15 protein-coding genes are annotated in these 14,915 nt (G+C 68.6%); 5 read left to right on the forward strand and 10 right to left on the reverse strand.

The features are described 5' to 3' along the window. Nucleotides 1-221: 221 nt before the first annotated feature. Both QNJ30_06935 and QNJ30_06940 read right to left on the reverse strand, forming a co-directional pair. Nucleotides 222-1,457, reverse strand: a complete 1,236-nt coding sequence (locus tag QNJ30_06935) for an MFS transporter (GenBank protein MDJ0943179.1) — start codon at nucleotides 1,455-1,457, stop codon at nucleotides 222-224. Nucleotides 1,458-1,629: 172 nt separating this feature from the next. Further along, nucleotides 1,630-2,844: a CaiB/BaiF CoA-transferase family protein gene (locus QNJ30_06940; protein ID MDJ0943180.1), complete on the reverse strand. Its 1,215-nt coding sequence runs from the start codon at nucleotides 2,842-2,844 to the stop codon at nucleotides 1,630-1,632. A 168-nt stretch (nucleotides 2,845-3,012) separates the two neighbouring features. Between QNJ30_06940 and QNJ30_06945 the strand changes: the two genes are divergently transcribed. Together QNJ30_06945 and QNJ30_06950 are read left to right on the forward strand one after the other, a co-directional pair. Then, on the forward strand, nucleotides 3,013-3,999 hold the full coding sequence (locus QNJ30_06945) for a zinc-dependent alcohol dehydrogenase family protein (protein MDJ0943181.1): 987 nt from the start codon (nucleotides 3,013-3,015) through the stop codon (nucleotides 3,997-3,999). 20 nt (nucleotides 4,000-4,019) lie between these two features. Then, the gene (locus QNJ30_06950; protein ID MDJ0943182.1) at nucleotides 4,020-4,268 is read left to right on the forward strand and encodes a ParB N-terminal domain-containing protein; all 249 of its coding nucleotides are present in this window, start codon (nucleotides 4,020-4,022) and stop codon (nucleotides 4,266-4,268) included. Here QNJ30_06950 and QNJ30_06955 read toward each other — a convergent pair. Both QNJ30_06955 and ruvX read right to left on the reverse strand, forming a co-directional pair. Further along, nucleotides 4,243-4,989: a DUF1194 domain-containing protein gene (locus tag QNJ30_06955; GenBank protein ID MDJ0943183.1), complete on the reverse strand. Its 747-nt coding sequence runs from the start codon at nucleotides 4,987-4,989 to the stop codon at nucleotides 4,243-4,245. The two genes, QNJ30_06950 and QNJ30_06955, sit on opposite strands and share 26 nt — an antisense overlap. A 95-nt stretch (nucleotides 4,990-5,084) precedes the next feature. Continuing rightward, on the reverse strand, nucleotides 5,085-5,576 hold the full coding sequence (ruvX, locus tag QNJ30_06960; GenBank protein MDJ0943184.1) for a Holliday junction resolvase RuvX: 492 nt from the start codon (nucleotides 5,574-5,576) through the stop codon (nucleotides 5,085-5,087). Between the two features lie 176 nt (nucleotides 5,577-5,752). Here ruvX and gatC point away from each other — a divergent pair, with 176 nt between their 5' ends. Together gatC and gatA are read left to right on the forward strand one after the other, a co-directional pair. Further along, entirely contained in the window at nucleotides 5,753-6,040 is a 288-nt protein-coding gene (gatC, locus tag QNJ30_06965) for an Asp-tRNA(Asn)/Glu-tRNA(Gln) amidotransferase subunit GatC (GenBank protein ID MDJ0943185.1), read from the forward strand. Between the two features lie 10 nt (nucleotides 6,041-6,050). Continuing rightward, nucleotides 6,051-7,523, forward strand: coding sequence for an Asp-tRNA(Asn)/Glu-tRNA(Gln) amidotransferase subunit GatA (gatA, locus tag QNJ30_06970; protein MDJ0943186.1), 1,473 nt, complete (start codon nucleotides 6,051-6,053; stop codon nucleotides 7,521-7,523). A gap of 3 nt (nucleotides 7,524-7,526) precedes the next feature. Here the strand turns inward: gatA and QNJ30_06975 are convergent, their stop codons facing one another. Beyond that, nucleotides 7,527-8,510 carry a DMT family transporter gene (locus QNJ30_06975; GenBank protein ID MDJ0943187.1) on the reverse strand — a complete coding sequence of 328 codons (984 nt, stop codon included), beginning with the start codon at nucleotides 8,508-8,510 and terminating at the stop codon, nucleotides 7,527-7,529. A 143-nt stretch (nucleotides 8,511-8,653) separates the two neighbouring features. Further along, the gene (locus QNJ30_06980; GenBank protein ID MDJ0943188.1) at nucleotides 8,654-9,247 is read right to left on the reverse strand and encodes a LysE family translocator; all 594 of its coding nucleotides are present in this window, start codon (nucleotides 9,245-9,247) and stop codon (nucleotides 8,654-8,656) included. 285 nt (nucleotides 9,248-9,532) lie between these two features. Here QNJ30_06980 and gatB point away from each other — a divergent pair, with 285 nt between their 5' ends. After that, nucleotides 9,533-10,984, forward strand: coding sequence for an Asp-tRNA(Asn)/Glu-tRNA(Gln) amidotransferase subunit GatB (gene gatB, locus QNJ30_06985; protein MDJ0943189.1), 1,452 nt, complete (start codon nucleotides 9,533-9,535; stop codon nucleotides 10,982-10,984). On the opposite strand, the gene QNJ30_06990 is transcribed toward gatB, so the two are convergent. The 4 genes from QNJ30_06990 to QNJ30_07005 form a co-directional block, all read right to left on the reverse strand. Further along, nucleotides 10,981-12,156: an aminotransferase class V-fold PLP-dependent enzyme gene (locus tag QNJ30_06990; protein MDJ0943190.1), complete on the reverse strand. Its 1,176-nt coding sequence runs from the start codon at nucleotides 12,154-12,156 to the stop codon at nucleotides 10,981-10,983. The two genes, gatB and QNJ30_06990, sit on opposite strands and share 4 nt — an antisense overlap. After that, nucleotides 12,153-13,253, reverse strand: a complete 1,101-nt coding sequence (locus QNJ30_06995) for a tryptophan 2,3-dioxygenase family protein (GenBank protein MDJ0943191.1) — start codon at nucleotides 13,251-13,253, stop codon at nucleotides 12,153-12,155. The genes QNJ30_06990 and QNJ30_06995 overlap by 4 nt, the downstream gene beginning before the upstream one ends. 133 nt (nucleotides 13,254-13,386) lie before the next feature. Beyond that, complete coding sequence (locus QNJ30_07000; GenBank protein MDJ0943192.1) at nucleotides 13,387-14,016, reverse strand: ABC transporter substrate-binding protein; 630 nt, start codon at nucleotides 14,014-14,016, stop codon at nucleotides 13,387-13,389. Nucleotides 14,017-14,317: 301 nt separating this feature from the next. Beyond that, entirely contained in the window at nucleotides 14,318-14,617 is a 300-nt protein-coding gene (locus QNJ30_07005; GenBank protein ID MDJ0943193.1) for a hypothetical protein, read from the reverse strand. Nucleotides 14,618-14,915: the final 298 nt, after the last annotated feature.

The raw sequence follows: 14,915 nt of genomic DNA on the forward strand, positions 1-14,915 counted from the left end.
ACGGCCAGCATTATCCCGGTCCGACCCCGCCACCGCCGGCGAGTGGCCACTCTCCGGCGGTGGCCCATCTTCGCCCGATGGGCCGAACCTGTCATAAGACAGGCATTATCCGATCAGATGGAATCGCTTTGCGATCCATCTGGCCGGATGTAATGACCTGACTTCAAGGCATTAGCGCACTACTTCCGGCCAGACGCGAACGCGTCTGATCGGGAATTGCGCTAGCCACCGGCGCCTGCCCTCGCCAGCCTTGGTGCTCTGTAGGCTAGGGCCAGGAAAAATCCGGCGGCGGCCAGCGTGTAGAGGGCCAGTGCCAGCACCTGCGCCTCCAGCCCGACGCCGAGGTCCAGCAGGCCGCCCATGAGGCCGGGCGCGAGACCGGTTGCGAAGACCATGGCGGCGACCGCCAGGGCGCGAATGGCGCCGAGGTGCCCGGTGCCGTAGATCTCCGCCCAGAGGGCGCCGATCAGGGTGGTCGCGGCGCCGGCCGTAGCGCCGCCCAGGGCCATGAAGGCGAGCGCGACCCAGGGCGCGTCGCCGAGTCCCAGCAGGAACAGGCCGGCGGCCATGGGCAGCAGATAGGCGGGCAAGAGGCGCGCGGCGTTCCAGCGGTCGACGGCCCAGCCGAAGGCGAGCGAAGTGCCGACCGCCGCCAGGGAATACCCGGGATAGGCGGCGGCGAAGAGCGCCAGGCTCCAGCCCTTGGTCTCGACCAGGTGGACCTGGTGGAAGAACACGCCGGTCAGGATGAAGGACGGCGCCAGGACCCCGGGCATCAGGGCGTAGAACAGCGGATCGCGCAGGACCTCGCCGCGGGTCCAGTCGCGCGGCAGCACTTTCCCGTTGCCGCCTTCGAGTGGCACCGGATTGCGCGGCGTGCGGCCGTGCCGCAGGAGCGCAAAGGCGAGCGGCAGGGCGACCAGGAGCAGGGCGCCGGCGGTCACGACCCAGGTCTCGCGCCAGCCGATCCAGAGCGCCAGGCCGACCGCCACGATGGGGAAGAGCGCCTCGCCGGCCGGAAAGCCCATGGCGGCGATGGCGATGGCCCGGCCGCGCTGGGCGTTGTACCAGCGGCCCATGGCAGTGAAGCAGAGGTGGCTCAGTAGGCCCTGGCCGAAAAGCCGCAGGCCGAAGAGGACCAGGACCAGCATGACCGGGGAGGCGACCGCGGCCATGGCCAGCGCGGTCAGGGCCAGGCCGAGGATTGTCGCCGCGGAGAGCCGGGCGAGCGGCTGGGTGTCGGCCAGCTTGCCGAGCCAGACCAGGGTCGCCGCGCTGGCCAGGGTGGCCAGGGTGTAGAGCCCGCCGAAGCCGCCGTGGCTCAGGTCGAAGGCTTCACGCAGATCGCCGGAGAAGAGCGAAATGAAGTAGGTCTGCCCGAAGCTCGAAGAGAGGCTCAGCAGAAACCCGGCCCCGAGCCAGCGCAGGTTGCTCCGCAGGAAGGAGAAGCTCAGCATGCGGTGCGCAACTCAGCGGCTCGACGCGGTTCGTGAAGAGGCGGCGTCATCGGCACTCAAACCCGTTGTCATGCCCGGACTCGATCCGGGCATCCATGGAAACGCCGCCACCATGGATCGCCGGATCAAGTCCGGCGATGACAGCGGTGTCGGGGATCCATGGGGAGCGACATTAGATCACGCCGCCGTCCTTGAGCCCTGCGATCTCGTCGGGGCTGAGTCCGAACTCCTGCAGGACCTCGTCGGTTTGCTGGCCGCAGGTCGGCGGGGCGTGGCGGTAGTCGACCGGCGTCTCGGAGAACTTGATCGGGTTGCCGATCAGGTCGACCTCGCCGCTTCGGCTGCCGAGGTAGGGCATCTTGAGGTGCATGCCGCGGTGGACGACCTGCGGATCGGCGAAGACCTGGTCCAGGGTGTTGACCGCGCCGCAGGGCACGTGCAGGCCGGCCAGGCCGTCGACCCATTCGGCCTGGGTCTTCTTGATCGTCACCTCGGGCAAGAGGGCGTAGAGCGCTTCGCGGTTGCGCACCCGGTCGGCATTGGTCGTGAAGCGCGGGTCGGTGGCCAGGTCGGGCGCCTCGGCGAAGGCGCAGAAGCTCTGGAACTGCCGGTCGTTGCCGACCGCCAGGATGAAGTAGCCGTCGGCGCAGGGCAGGACCTTGTAGGGCACGATGTTGGGATGCTCGTTGCCCTGGCGCTTGGAGACCTTGCCCGAGGTCAGGTAGTTCAGCCCCTCGTTGACCAGCCAGGCGACCTGGGTATCGAGCAGCGCCAGGTCGACGTGCTGGCCCTTGCCGGTCTGGTGGCGGTGGTGCAGGGCGGCCAGGATCGCGCTGACCGCGTACATGCCGCACATGACGTCGGCGATGCCGACCCCGACCTTGTAGGGCTCGCCCTCGACCGGTCCGGTCAGGCTCATGATGCCGCCCAGGCCCTGGGCCAGGTAGTCGTAGCCGGCGCGCGGCGCGTAGGGGCCGGTCTGGCCGAAGCCGGTGATCGAGCAGTAGATCAGGCCCGGGTTGGCGTCCCTCAGGTCGGCGTAGGCGAGGCCGTACTTGGCCAGGCCGCCGACCTTGAAGTTCTCCACCAGGATGTCGCAGCCGGCGATCAGCCGTCGTGCCAGTTCCTGACCTTCGGGCTTTGCGATATCAAGGGTCAAGGAGCGTTTGTTGCGGTTTGAGCTGAGGTAGTAGGCGGCCTCCGTCGAGTCCTCGCCGCCCGCGTTCTGGAGGAAGGGCGGGCCCCACTTGCGGGTGTCGTCGCCTTCGCCCGGGCGCTCGATCTTGATCACGTCGCAGCCCAGGTCGCCAAGCAGCTGCGTACAGGTCGGCCCGGCGAGGATACGGGTCAGGTCGAAGACGCGGAGGCCGGCGAGCGGTGCGGTCATGGCGGCGAGATCCTCGGATGACGAACTGCCCCGGGTGTTCCACGGCCGCCGCGGGGCGTCAAGCCGAAGCTGGCCGCCCTGCGGCGGGCCCCGGTCGGGCGCAACGTCTTTCGGAGGACGGCCGCTTCGCCTAGTCTGAGCCACCATGAGTTGCGAGGCGAGATCCAGATGAAACAGATCCAGTTGCTGCGCCATGCCCGGCCGGACGAGGCCTGCGCCTGCATGGAGGTCGAGGACGTCGGGGCGCCGGGCGCCGGCGAGGTCGTGGTCGCGATCGAGGCCGCGGCGATCAACCCGGCCGACCTCTTGAGCTTCGAGGGCCGCTACCCCGGGCCCGAGACCCTGCCGGCCCCGGTCGGGATCGAAGGCGCCGGCCGCGTTGTCGAGGCCGGGCCGGGTGTCGAGGGCCTGGCGCCGGGCGACAAGGTGATGAGCCTGTCGCGGGCCAACTGGTCCGAGCGGCTGCGCCTGCCGGCGGCCCAGGTGGTCAAGCTGCCCGAGGCCCTGGACATCCGGCAGGCCGCGATGCTCAAGGCTAACCCACCCTCGGCGCACCTCATGCTCAAGGACTACGTCGAGCTGCAAGAGGGCGACTGGGTGATCCAGAACGCCGCCAACTCGGCGGTCGGCCGCCATGTGATCCGCCTCGCCCGGGCCCGCGGCGTCAAGACGGTCAACGTCGTGCGCCGGGACTCCCTGATCCCCGAGCTCACCGGCTTCGGCGCCGATCTCGTGGTGGTGGAAGGCGCCGACCTTGCCGAGCGCGTGCGCGCCGAGACCGGCGCCGAGGCGCCGATCCGCCTGGCGATCGACGCGGTCGGCGGCAGCGCCTGCGAGCATCTGGCGGACTGCCTCTCCGAGGGCGGGATGGTGGTCAACTACGGCTTCCTCTCCGGCGAGGCCTGCCGGATCACGCCCGCGCACCTGATCATCAAGGGCCTCACATTAACCGGCTTCTGGCTGTATGGCTTCATGCGCGCCGCCGACCGTTCGGAGATCCAGGCGCTCTACGACGAGATGTCCCAGCGCTTCATCGACGGCACCCTGGACGTGCCGATCGAAGCCCAGTACGGCCTGGACGAGATCGCCAAGGCCCTGGCCCACGCCCACAGCGAAGGCCGCGGCGGCAAGATCCTCCTGCGCCCCAGCGGCTGATCCGGCCGGAGAGGCGGTCCATGCTGAAGGAGGTCCCCGTGCCGATCGCCGAGATCTACGTCCCCGCCCGGCTGCGCGGGACCCTGGATGCGGCCAAGGTCGAGACCCTGGCCGAGGACATTTTGGAGCACGGCCAGCAGACCGCGATCTCGGTGCGCAAGGGGGATAACCGCTACGTCCTGGTGTCCGGTCTGCACCGCCTCGAGGCTTGCAAGGCCCTCGGCGAGGCCACGATCAAGGCGATCATCGTCCGCGCCCGGCAGTTCTGACCTTTGGGGTCGGGCCGCCGGGCCCTGCGACCTCCAGCAGCAGCTTCTTGCGCACGGCCTCGGCGAAGCTCTCGCGGTTGTCGGCGGTAACCACGAAAGCGCCGGGGCCGCCGATGATCAGCCGCTCGAAGGCTTCCTCCAAGTCGTAGCTGATCGGCCGGCCGCTGCTGCAGTGGCGGCAGAGGATCGCCAGGCCGTTGATCACGATGCCGGCAGCGACCGCTGAGTCCCGCGCCACGGTGATCGGGATGCCGCCCCAGTTGTTGGCGCTGTCGCCGGAGAAGTCGATGACCCTGCGGAAGCCCTTTATGTCGTTGCCGTCGATCAGGGCCTGGCCGGCGGCGAGGGCATTGCCGATGGCGTTGCGCCCGAAGGCCAGGCGCGGCGTCGCCATCAGCTTCTCCGCGAAGGCCGCCGCGCTCTCGGCGCCGTCGATAATGGCCCAGGGCACCACGACCTCCTGCGAGTCCACGGCACCCCACTCGACATAGGTCACCGCGATCCGCTGCTCGTAGCCCTGGGCGATCGCGGCGATTACCTGGGGATGAGTGATGGCGTCGGCGTAGCCCTGGCGCTGGAAGAGGATCTCGGCGTCGTCGATCGAGCCCGAGGCGTCCGCCAGGAGAACCAGCTCGACGTCCACCGCCTCGGCCCCCACCGCCGGCCGGACGAGGAAGGTGCCGAGCAGCACCAACGCAAAGAGTTTTCTGAACAGCTCCATCGGCCCGCTACCTTCGCCTCTTTCCTGTGTGAAAGCGCAGACTAGCCGATCGGTAGCGGCCGGATAAGCGAGGATCTGCGACCTGGCACCCCGCCTCAACCGTCCGGCTGCTGCCGGTTCTCGGCGAGCGCGTCCAGAGCGCCCTGCAGGATGTAGGCCGCGGCCAGCTTGTCGACCACCTCGGCCCGGCGTGCCCGGGTCATGTCGGCCTCCTCGACCAGCAAGCGTTCGACCGCCGCGGTCGAGAGCCGTTCGTCCCAGAGCGCAACCGGCAGGGTCATCCCGGCCTCCGCCTCCAGGTTGCGTGCGAACTGCCGGGTCGACTGGCAGCGCGGGCCCTCGCTGCCGTCCATGTTGACCGGCAGGCCGAGCACCAGACCCGCGACCTCCCGCTCGGCGACGATCGCAGCCAGGGCAGCGGCGTCCACGCGGAACTTGCCGCGGCGCAGGGTCTTCAGGGGTGAGGCCAGGCTGCGGTCGCGGTCCGAGATCGCCAGCCCGATGGTCTTCTCGCCGAGGTCGAGGCCGAGCAGCCGGCCCCGGGCGGGCAGGGCGTCCGCGAAGTCGGCAAGGGCGAGGATGGTCACGGCGGTCTGGCCTCCGGCTGGACTTATAGGCTTGCGCGCGCCCGGGCGGCAAGTCGGCGGGCGGACGGCTTGCCCCCGGCCCGGCGCGGGTGATAGGTTCCGCGCGCTTCGGGCCGCCGGAGGTCGCCTTGGCTGGGGCGCCCGGTGGCCGCCTTCGCCGCTCTGGAGTCAAGGCCATGTCCGTCGACAGGGACACCGTCGCGCAGATCGCCAAGCTCGCCCGGATCCGCATCGAGGCCGAGCAGATGGAGCCCCTGGCGGCCGAGCTCTCCAACATCCTGGGCTGGATCGAACAGCTGAACGAGCTCGACACCGAAGGCGTCGCGCCCATGACCTCGGTGGTCGAGGTCGAGGCGCCGCTGCGCAAAGACGCGGTCACCGACGGCGATTGCCGCGACCAGGTCCTGGCCAACGCGCCGGAGGCGGCCGAGGGCTTCTTCCTGGTGCCCAAGGTCGTGGAATAGGGCAGCCGGCATGAGCGAGCTCACCAAGCTGACCATCGCCGAGGCCCGCGACGCGGTCGCCAGCGGCGAGCTGACCGCCGCCGAGCTGACCGAAGCGCACATCGCGGCGGTCGAGAAGGTGCGGCCCCTCAACGCCTTCCTGGTAGAGACCCCGGACAAGGCCCTGGAGATGGCCAAGGCCGCCGATGCCAGGCGCGGCAGCGCCGAGGCCGGCGTGCTCAACGGCATCCCCCTGGCGATCAAGGACCTCTTCTGCACCGAGGGAATCCAGACAACCGCCGGCTCGCGCATCCTCGAGGGCTTCACGCCGACCTACGAATCGACCGTCTCCGCCAAGCTCTGGCGGGAAGGTGCGGTGATGCTCGGCAAGGCCAACATGGACGAGTTCGCCATGGGCTCTTCCAACATGACCAGCGCCTTCGGTCCGGTCGAAAGCCCCTGGCGCCGGCCCGGCGACAACCGGGCGCTCGTTCCGGGGGGGTCCTCCGGCGGCTCGGCGGCGGCGGTGGCGGCGCGCTGCGCCCTGGGCGCGACCGGCACCGACACCGGCGGCTCGATCCGCCAGCCGGCCGCCTTCGTCGGGATCGTCGGCTTCAAGCCGACCTATGGCCGCTGCTCGCGCTGGGGCCTGGTCGCCTTCGCGTCCTCGCTCGATCAGGCCGGGCCGATGACCCGGACGGTGCGGGACTCGGCGATCATGCTGCGCGCCATGGCCGGCCATGACCCCAAGGACTCGACCAGCGTGGACCGCCCCGTGCCCGACTACGAGGCGGCGCTGACCGGGGACGTGCGCGGCCTCAAGGTCGGCGTCCCCAAGGAGTACCGGATGGAGGGCATGCCGGAGGAGATCGAGACCCTGTGGCGCCAGGGCATCGACTGGCTGAAGGCGGCCGGGGCCGAGACCGTCGACATCTCCCTGCCGCACACCAAGTACGCCCTGCCGACCTACTACATCGTCGCGCCCGCCGAAGCCTCGTCCAACCTGGCGCGCTACGACGGCGTGCGCTACGGCCTGCGCGAGCCGGGCGAGAGCCTGGACGAGATGTACGAGGCGACCCGCGGCACCGGCTTCGGCGCCGAGGTCAAGCGCCGGGTCCTGATCGGGACCTACGTGCTCTCGGCCGGCTACTACGACGCCTACTACAACAAGGCCCGGCGGGTGCGGACCTTGATCCTCAACGACTTCCGGCAAGCCTATGAAAAGGTGGACGTCATTCTGACGCCGACCGCCCCGAGCGAGGCCTTCGCCGTGGGCGAGAAGATGGACGATCCCATCGCCATGTACCTCAACGACGTCTTCACCGTGCCCTCCAGCCTGGCCGGCCTGCCGGCCGTCTCGGTGCCCGCCGGCCTGGGCGCCGAGGGCCTGCCGCTGGGCCTGCAGCTGATCGGCCGCGCCTTCGACGAGGAGACCGTGCTGCGGGTCGCCGACGTGCTGGAACAAGCCGCCGGCTTCGACGCCGAGCCGGCCTTCCTAGCTTAAACCCTATCGGTTCGGGGGCAGGGGGCGGCGGGCGGCGAGGAGGCGGCCGAGCGAGGCCTCGCGGGCGAAGACCATCAGGCCGGCGCCGACGATCAGCGCGATGCCGAGGACGGCGGTGAGGTCCGGCCAGTCACCCCAAAGGACGATCCCCCAGGTCGCGGAGAGCGGGACGGCGACGTACTCGAAGGGGGCCACGACGGTGGCCTCGGCGATCCTATAGGCCTGTGAGAGCAGGTAGGCGGCGGCGGCGATCAGGACGCCGCAGAGCAGGATCAGCAGGGCGTCCTCCCGACCCGGCCAGACCCAGGCCCGGAACAGGAACTCGAGGCTCGGCTCGCCCGAGCCGGCGAAGCGGCCGTCACCGATCGCCAGGCCGGTCGCGCCGCTGACCACCACGAAGGTCAGCTGGACGTAGAAGGCCATGGCCGAGGCCCTGTCGGTCGCGCCGAGCCGCCGGGTCAGGATCTGCATGCTGGCGTAGCAGAAGGCGGCCAGCACCGGCAGCAGCGCGACCGGATTGATGGCGCCCTCGCCGGGACGCAGCATGACCATCACGCCGCAGAGCCCCGCCAGGACCGCGAGCCAACGGCGCGGGCCGACCCGCTCGCCGAGAAAGGGCACCGAGAGTGCGGTGATGAAGAGGGGGGCCACGAAGAAGATCGCGATGGTCTCGGCCAGCGGCATGGCCGCGAGCGCCAGGAAGTAGGAGAGGTTGGCCACGACCAGTAAGAGCGCGCGCGCCAGGTGCAGGCCCGGCCGTCGGCTGCGCAGCAGGCCCCAGCCGCCCTCCAGCCGGACCATGATCAGTGTCAGCACGACAGCGACGACGGCCCGACCCAGGATCACCTGGTGCAGCGAATAGTCGCCGCTCAGCCATTTGATGATGGCGTCCTGGGCGGAGAGCAGGGCCATGCCGGCGAGCACGCAGGCGATGCCTCTTGCCTGCGATTGCGATATCGTTGTCGCCGTCACGAGGTTGCCCTGCATGCCGTTGAAACCCTAGGGCGCAAGCCTTAGCACAGCCGCGACCCGTTCTCGTGCCGGAAAGCGGCCCGGCTCCGTCGTCGCTTGGACAGGCTCGAGGTCGGCGCGCGCTCCGTCGCCGGGAGGGAACTGGTCCTCGACGGGACCTAGACGAAGATCAGGACCACGGAAACGGCGGTGAGGGCGCCGAGGCAGAGGTTGAAGACGCGCAGGGTCCGGTCGGACTTGAGCAGGCCGCCTATGGCGGTGCCGAAGCCGGCCCAGACCGCGGAGCAGGGGAAGGCCACGGCGCCGAAGACCAGGGCAATCATCACGGCGTTGGCCAGGGGCGAGAGCTCCAGGCTGGAGAAGGCGCTGACCGCGCCGATGGCGATTACCCAGGCCTTGGGGTTGACCCACTGGAAGGCGGCGGCCTGGAGGAAGGTCAGGGGCCGGCCGCCGGCCCGGCCCTCGCGCGGCCGCTCGGCGGTCGCGATCCGCCAGGCGAGGTAGAGCAGGTAGGCGGAGCCCACGACCTTCAGGCCATCGTGCAGGACCGGCAGCGCCTGGAAGGCCGCGCCCAGCCCCAGGCCGACGGCGACCACCAAGACCGGAAAGCCCAGGGTGATGCCCAGCAGGTGCGGCAAGGTTCGGCGGAAGCCGAAGGTCGCGCCCGAGGCGGTGACCATCACCACGTTCGGCCCCGGCGTGATCGAGGTCGAGACGCAGAAGGTCAGCAGCGGCCCCAGAAGCTCGGGCATCATTCGTCTCGCTGTCCGGACGGGATTCAGAGCAAAAAGCATGGCTCATCTCTAAATGGCTGAAAACAAGCAACTTGTCATGGAGACAATTCCGGTCCCCTGGGGCGGCCTGGTACCCGCGCGGTACCCGAAGGCCGTCGCGGCCGGGGCTGGCGCAGGCCGTCTCCCGGTGATACCTAATGGCCCCGGCTCGGATGGCTCTAGCTCTCGAGTTCCGAAGGTTCACACTTTCCGGCCATGACAGGGAGAGCCAAGGAGTCAGTCGGGGAGACAAGGAGTGGCGGCATGGCGATGATCGAAGGGCGGACGGGCAGCTGGGAGATGGTGATCGGGCTGGAGGTCCATGCCCAGGTGATCTCGGAGGCCAAGCTCTTCTCCGGCGCGGCAACCGCCTTCGGGGCCGAGCCCAACACCCAGGTCTCCCTGGTCGACGCCGGCATGCCGGGCATGCTGCCGGTGCTCAATCGGGGCTGCGTCGAGCAGGCGATCAAGACCGGGCTCGGGCTCAGGGCCCGGATCAACCTGCATTCGGTCTTCGAGCGCAAGAACTACTTCTATGCCGACATGCCAACCGGCTATCAGATCTCCCAGTACCTGGAGCCGATCGTCGGCGAGGGGACAGTGATTCTCGACATGGAGGACGGTTCGACCCGCGAGATCGGGATCGAGCGCCTGCACCTGGAGCAGGACGCCGGCAAGTCGCTGCACGACCAGCACCCGACCAAGTCCTACATCGACCTCAACCGCTCCGGGGTCGCGCTGATGGAGATCGTCTCCAAGCCCGACCTGCGCTCGCCCGAAGAGGTCGGCGCCTACCTGTACAAGCTGCGCTCGATCCTGCGCTACCTCGGGACCTGCGACGGCAACATGGAGGAAGGCTCCCTGCGCTGCGACGTCAACGTCTCGATGCGCAAGCCGGGCGACCCCCTCGGCACCCGCTGCGAGATCAAGAACGTCAACTCCATCCGCTTCATCCAGCAGGCCATCGCATTCGAGGCCAAGCGCCAGGTCGGGCTTCTGGAAGAGGGCGAGGCGATCGTCCAGGAGACCCGGCTCTTCGACTCCAACACGGGCCGGACCCGCTCCATGCGCGGCAAGGAGGAGGCGCACGACTACCGCTACTTCCCCGACCCGGATCTGCTGCCGCTGGAGCTCGATCCGGCCTGGGTCTCGGAGATCGAGGCCGACCTCCCCGAGCTGCCCGACGACAAGAAGCAGCGCTTTATCGACGACTTCGGGCTCTCGGCCTACGACGCCGGCGTCCTGGTTGCCGACCGCGAGACGGCGGCCTACTTCGAGGCGGTGGCGCAGGGTCGGGACCCCAAGGTCGCGGCCAACTGGGTCATGGGCGAGCTCTTCGGTGCGCTGAATCGCAACGACCTGGAGCTCAGCCGATCGCCGGTCGATGCCGCTGCGCTGGGCCGCCTGATCGACCTGATCGCCGACGGCACGCTGTCCGGTCGGCTGGCAAAAGACGTCTTCGATGAGATGTGGAAGACCGGCAAGCAAGCCTCTGAGGTCGTTGAGCAAAAGGGCCTGAAGCAGATTAGCGATTCGGGCGAGATCGAAGCAATCGTCGCCAAGATCGTGTCCGAGAACCCGGGTCAGGTCGAGCAGTTCCGCTCCGGCAACGAGAAGGTCATCGGCTGGTTCGTCGGCCAGGTCATGAAGGCGACGCAAGGCAAGGCCAACCCCAAGCTGGTCAACGAGGTTCTGCGCCGGGCGCTCGCCGGTTAGCCCGAACTGCGCAGCCCCTTCAGCCGCTCCACCAGAGCCGCCACATCCTCCCCGTCCTGGTAGATCCCGAAGCCGAAGCGCAGGCGGTCGCCGCGGTGGTCGGTGACGATGTCTCTCGCCAGCAAGGCTTCGTAGAGCGCGCCGGCCGCCGGCGTGCGGAAGGTGAGGAAGTTGCCGCGGTTTGGCTCGTCGAGCGGCACCACCAGGTTCTCCGCCGAGAGGCCGGGGATGGCCAGACCGGGCAGGGCGGCGACGAAGGCTTCCTGCAGGGCGACGGCGTGGTCGTGGATGGCGGCGGTGGTGAGGCCCTCGGCCTCCAGCCAGTCGAGGACCGCGTTCTGGCGGTAGATCCCGACCGGGTCGAAGGTCGCACCCAGGAAGCGGGAGCCGTCCGCGCCGTAAGGCACCTTGCCTTCGGCCCGCGCGGTCAGGGCGCCGAAGGCGGCGAACCAGCCGGTGTCCAGCGGCCGCGTGGCCTGGCCGGGCGGACAGTGAAGGAAGCAGACGCCTTCGCCGGCCATGGCGTACTTGTAGCCGCCGCTCATGTAGAAGGCGCGATCCTCGATGGCGGAAAGGTCGGTGGGGCGAGCGAGGAAGCCGTGGTAGCCGTCGATCACCACCAGGGCCTCCGGCTCCGGCACGGCGGCGACGATGCCTGGCAGTTCGGGCACGGCGTAGCCGGAGTTGTAGAAGACCTGGCTTAGATAGATCAGATCGCGGCCGCCTTCGGCCGCCGTCTTGGTGAAGCGTTCCGTGAAGCCGTCGAAGGGCTCGGTCGGGACCCGGGTCACCTCGGCGCGGCCGGCCTCCTCCAGGCGCCGCATCTGGCGCTCGAAGCTGTGGAACTCGCCGTCGCTGGTCAGGACCCGGATGGCCCGGTCCTGGGGCAGGCAGGACAACAAGCGGAGAAGGAAGCCGTGGGTGTTGGGCCCGAACGCGAGGCTTGAGGGATCGCCTAGCTTCAGGATCTTCGCGATGCCGGCTTGGGCTCGCGGAATCACCTCGCCGAAGATCGTCTCCCACTTGCGGTCGGCCAGGCGGGCGGCGTCCTCCCAGCAGCGCTGCTGGGCGGCAAAGGCGACGTCGGGCCAGTAGTGGTGGCTGTGGGCGGCGAAGTGCAGGCGCTGCGGGTCGGCCTCGCGGAAGCGCCGGAACCCGGCCTTCCAGCTCACGGACTCTGCTCGGTGTAGCTGTAGCCCATGGCCCGGCGTAGGGCCTCCGGCAGCGGTGGCAGCTGGGAGCGGGGCAGGAAGTAGGTCGAGAGCGCGAAGAGGTCGCCGAAGATCCGGTGCCGCTCCGCGGTCCGGCGCAGGTAGTCGAAGCCCGAGGAGCCGCCGGTACCGACCTTGCGGCCGATCATGCGCTGGGCCATCAGGGCGTGGCGGTAGCGCCAGGTGGTCAGGTTCTCGTCGATGTCCATCAGGACGCTCAAGAGCCGGAAGGGCAGCTGCAGCACCGGCTCGTCGCGGTAAAGGTTGATGAAGAGGGCGGCTTGCAGGGCCTTGGCGCTGAGCCGCCAGGCACCTTCGGCGGCCAGCTTGGCGTGGGCCGCCTCGTCGAAGATCGATTCGAAGCGGGTCAGGGCCGCGTCGAGGGCGGCGAGCTCGGCCTCCAGGGCCGTCTTCACCAGGGAGGGGTTGCGGCGCATGGCCTCCTGGTCGCTGCCCAGGGCGCGCAGCACGGCCTCGCGGTAGGCGGCGCTGAACTCGTAGCCGGCCTGGCTGACGAAGGGCGTCCGCTCCAGCCAGGCCTCGACCTGGTCGACGAGGGAAGGCGCCGCCTCGGCCTCGGCGATGCGCGCGCGCTCCGGCTCCGAGAGCATGGCGTCGTAGGGCTTGTCGGCGTAGGTCAGGCGCTCGGCCCGGGTCAGGCCCAGGCGGGTTTCCAGCAGGCGGAACTGGAGGCTCTGGAAGCCCGAGGCTGGGAACAGCAGGTCGCGGAAGTCCAGGAAGTCGAGCGGCGTCATGCTCTCCAGCACGTCGAGCTGCTCGATCAGCAGCTTCTGGATCAGGGCGATTCGCGACAGACCGTGGACCGCCTGGCCGATCTCACGGTCGTCGGCGACCGGGCCGGCGAAGATCTCTTGGATCCGGTCGAGCTCGAAGAGGATCAGCTTGAACCAGAGCTCGTAGGCCTGGTGCACGATGATGAAGAGCATCTCGTCGTGGGCCGGCTGGCCCTTGAGGGCGCTCTGGCGCTCCTGGCTGGAGAGCAGTCGGTCGAGCCGCAGATGCTGGGCGTAGGTGAGAGTCCGGTCGGGATCGGTCATGGTCGCGGGGCCGCCTCGTCGGGCCTAACGGCAAGAGCCGGCGCGGCTCCCCTCGGAGCCGCGGCGGCGCTCTCAGGCTATCACAGGCCTCCCCGATTCGCCTCCGTCCCGGCAGGAGACGGAGGGTCGCGCTCTAAGCGGAGGATCTCTTCAGTTCCTTGATCAGGCCTTCCACCGTCCCGCCCGATCTCTCGATGACCGCGCTGTACTCCTGCCGCAAGGTCAAGGCCATGCTGATGCCTTCGGCAACGATATCGACGATCTTGTAGCCTTCCCCGGCCTTCCGGATCCGCCACTTGACATCGGCGATGGCCCCGTTGGACCGCTTGACGTTAGTCGTGATCGCGATCAGCTTGGGGTTGGTGCGGTCGGGCGCCACCTTGGTGATGTCGAAGGTCTCGCCCGTGTACCGGCCGAATATGGTCAGGGACTGCTGGACCATCGCGTCTTCGAAGACGCCGACGAACTCCTTGCGCTGGCCCTTGTCCATCTTCCGCCAGTGCTTGCCCAGCACCACGCGGGCGAGGACATTGAGGTCGAAACCTTCGCGCAGTAGCGCGCGAATCCGCGTTTCGCGGTCGTCCTGGGGGGCGGTCTTGTCCCGGGCCACGTGGATCGCTCGCTCTCCGAGCGAGGCCAGGAAAGTACGCGCTTTCCCGTTCGCCGGCTCTTCGCTGGCGGCCTGCGTTGCAGGCAGCGGCGCAGCGGCGAGCGTCAGCGCAAACAGGACGATGGTCCAAGGGGCGCTCGACTTCCTTACCATAGGTCCTTCCCCTGCTGTTCCCAATAACTCCTACCCTCGTGCCTCGAGCCTAGAAGATCAATATGGTTAACAAATGCCTAAATTCGTTCGAAATTGTGGCGAGCGGATAGCACCGCTCGGCACCAGGGGCAACGCCCGTTTGAGTGATACGCAGGTGTTCGCCGAGACATCCGTGCTCGGCGCACCTTAGCCCTCGTCTGAGTGGTCCCACCTATTTTGCCGGAGAGGCCTGAGCCGTGCCAGGGTTATTACGACCCGGTCCCGGGAGCCGTCAGCGGGCTCCTGTGGGGCTCGGCCTGCCTCAGCCGTCGAGGTCGCTCAGCAGACTCTGCATCATCTCGATCCAGGGCCTGCGGTCGAGCTCCCGTTCCTCACGCCCGAGACAACAGCGGATCTTGACTGCCAAGCCCCGGCGGCTGTCGGCGGGGGTCATGGCGATGTCGCGCTCGATCTCGTCCAGGAGGGCTTGCGCCTGCCGCCTGGAGGTTTCGTCGCGCGTGTGCTCGAAGGTCGAGAAGTGCCGGATCCACAGGCGCTCGAGCCGTAACAGGCGGTTGTCGCCTAAGAGCACGCTGGACGGCGTAGCGAGGCCATTGTGCATGCGGCCGCTCCGTTAACCCTGATGCGATCCCCGACAGGAAGCCGTGTCGGCGGGGACAGGCTCTTGATAGATCCGATGGGATTCTATTCTACTATGGGTGAGTCGGGCCAGGAAGATTATCGCTTGCGGTCGCCGGAGGTGCGGGGCAATACCTCGAAACGGGCCTCGATGCGCTCACGCTATAGTTTCAAGGGCTAATACTGCAATTCAACGTAAACTTCGTCGATAAATATTGACTGTCTAGCCGCACAGATTAGTATTATTTGAGCGTATATGCCCATTATTTTGGTATTTACAG

Source organism: Kiloniellales bacterium, assembly GCA_030066685.1.
Classification (GTDB): Bacteria; Pseudomonadota; Alphaproteobacteria; order Kiloniellales; family JAKSBE01; genus JAKSBE01.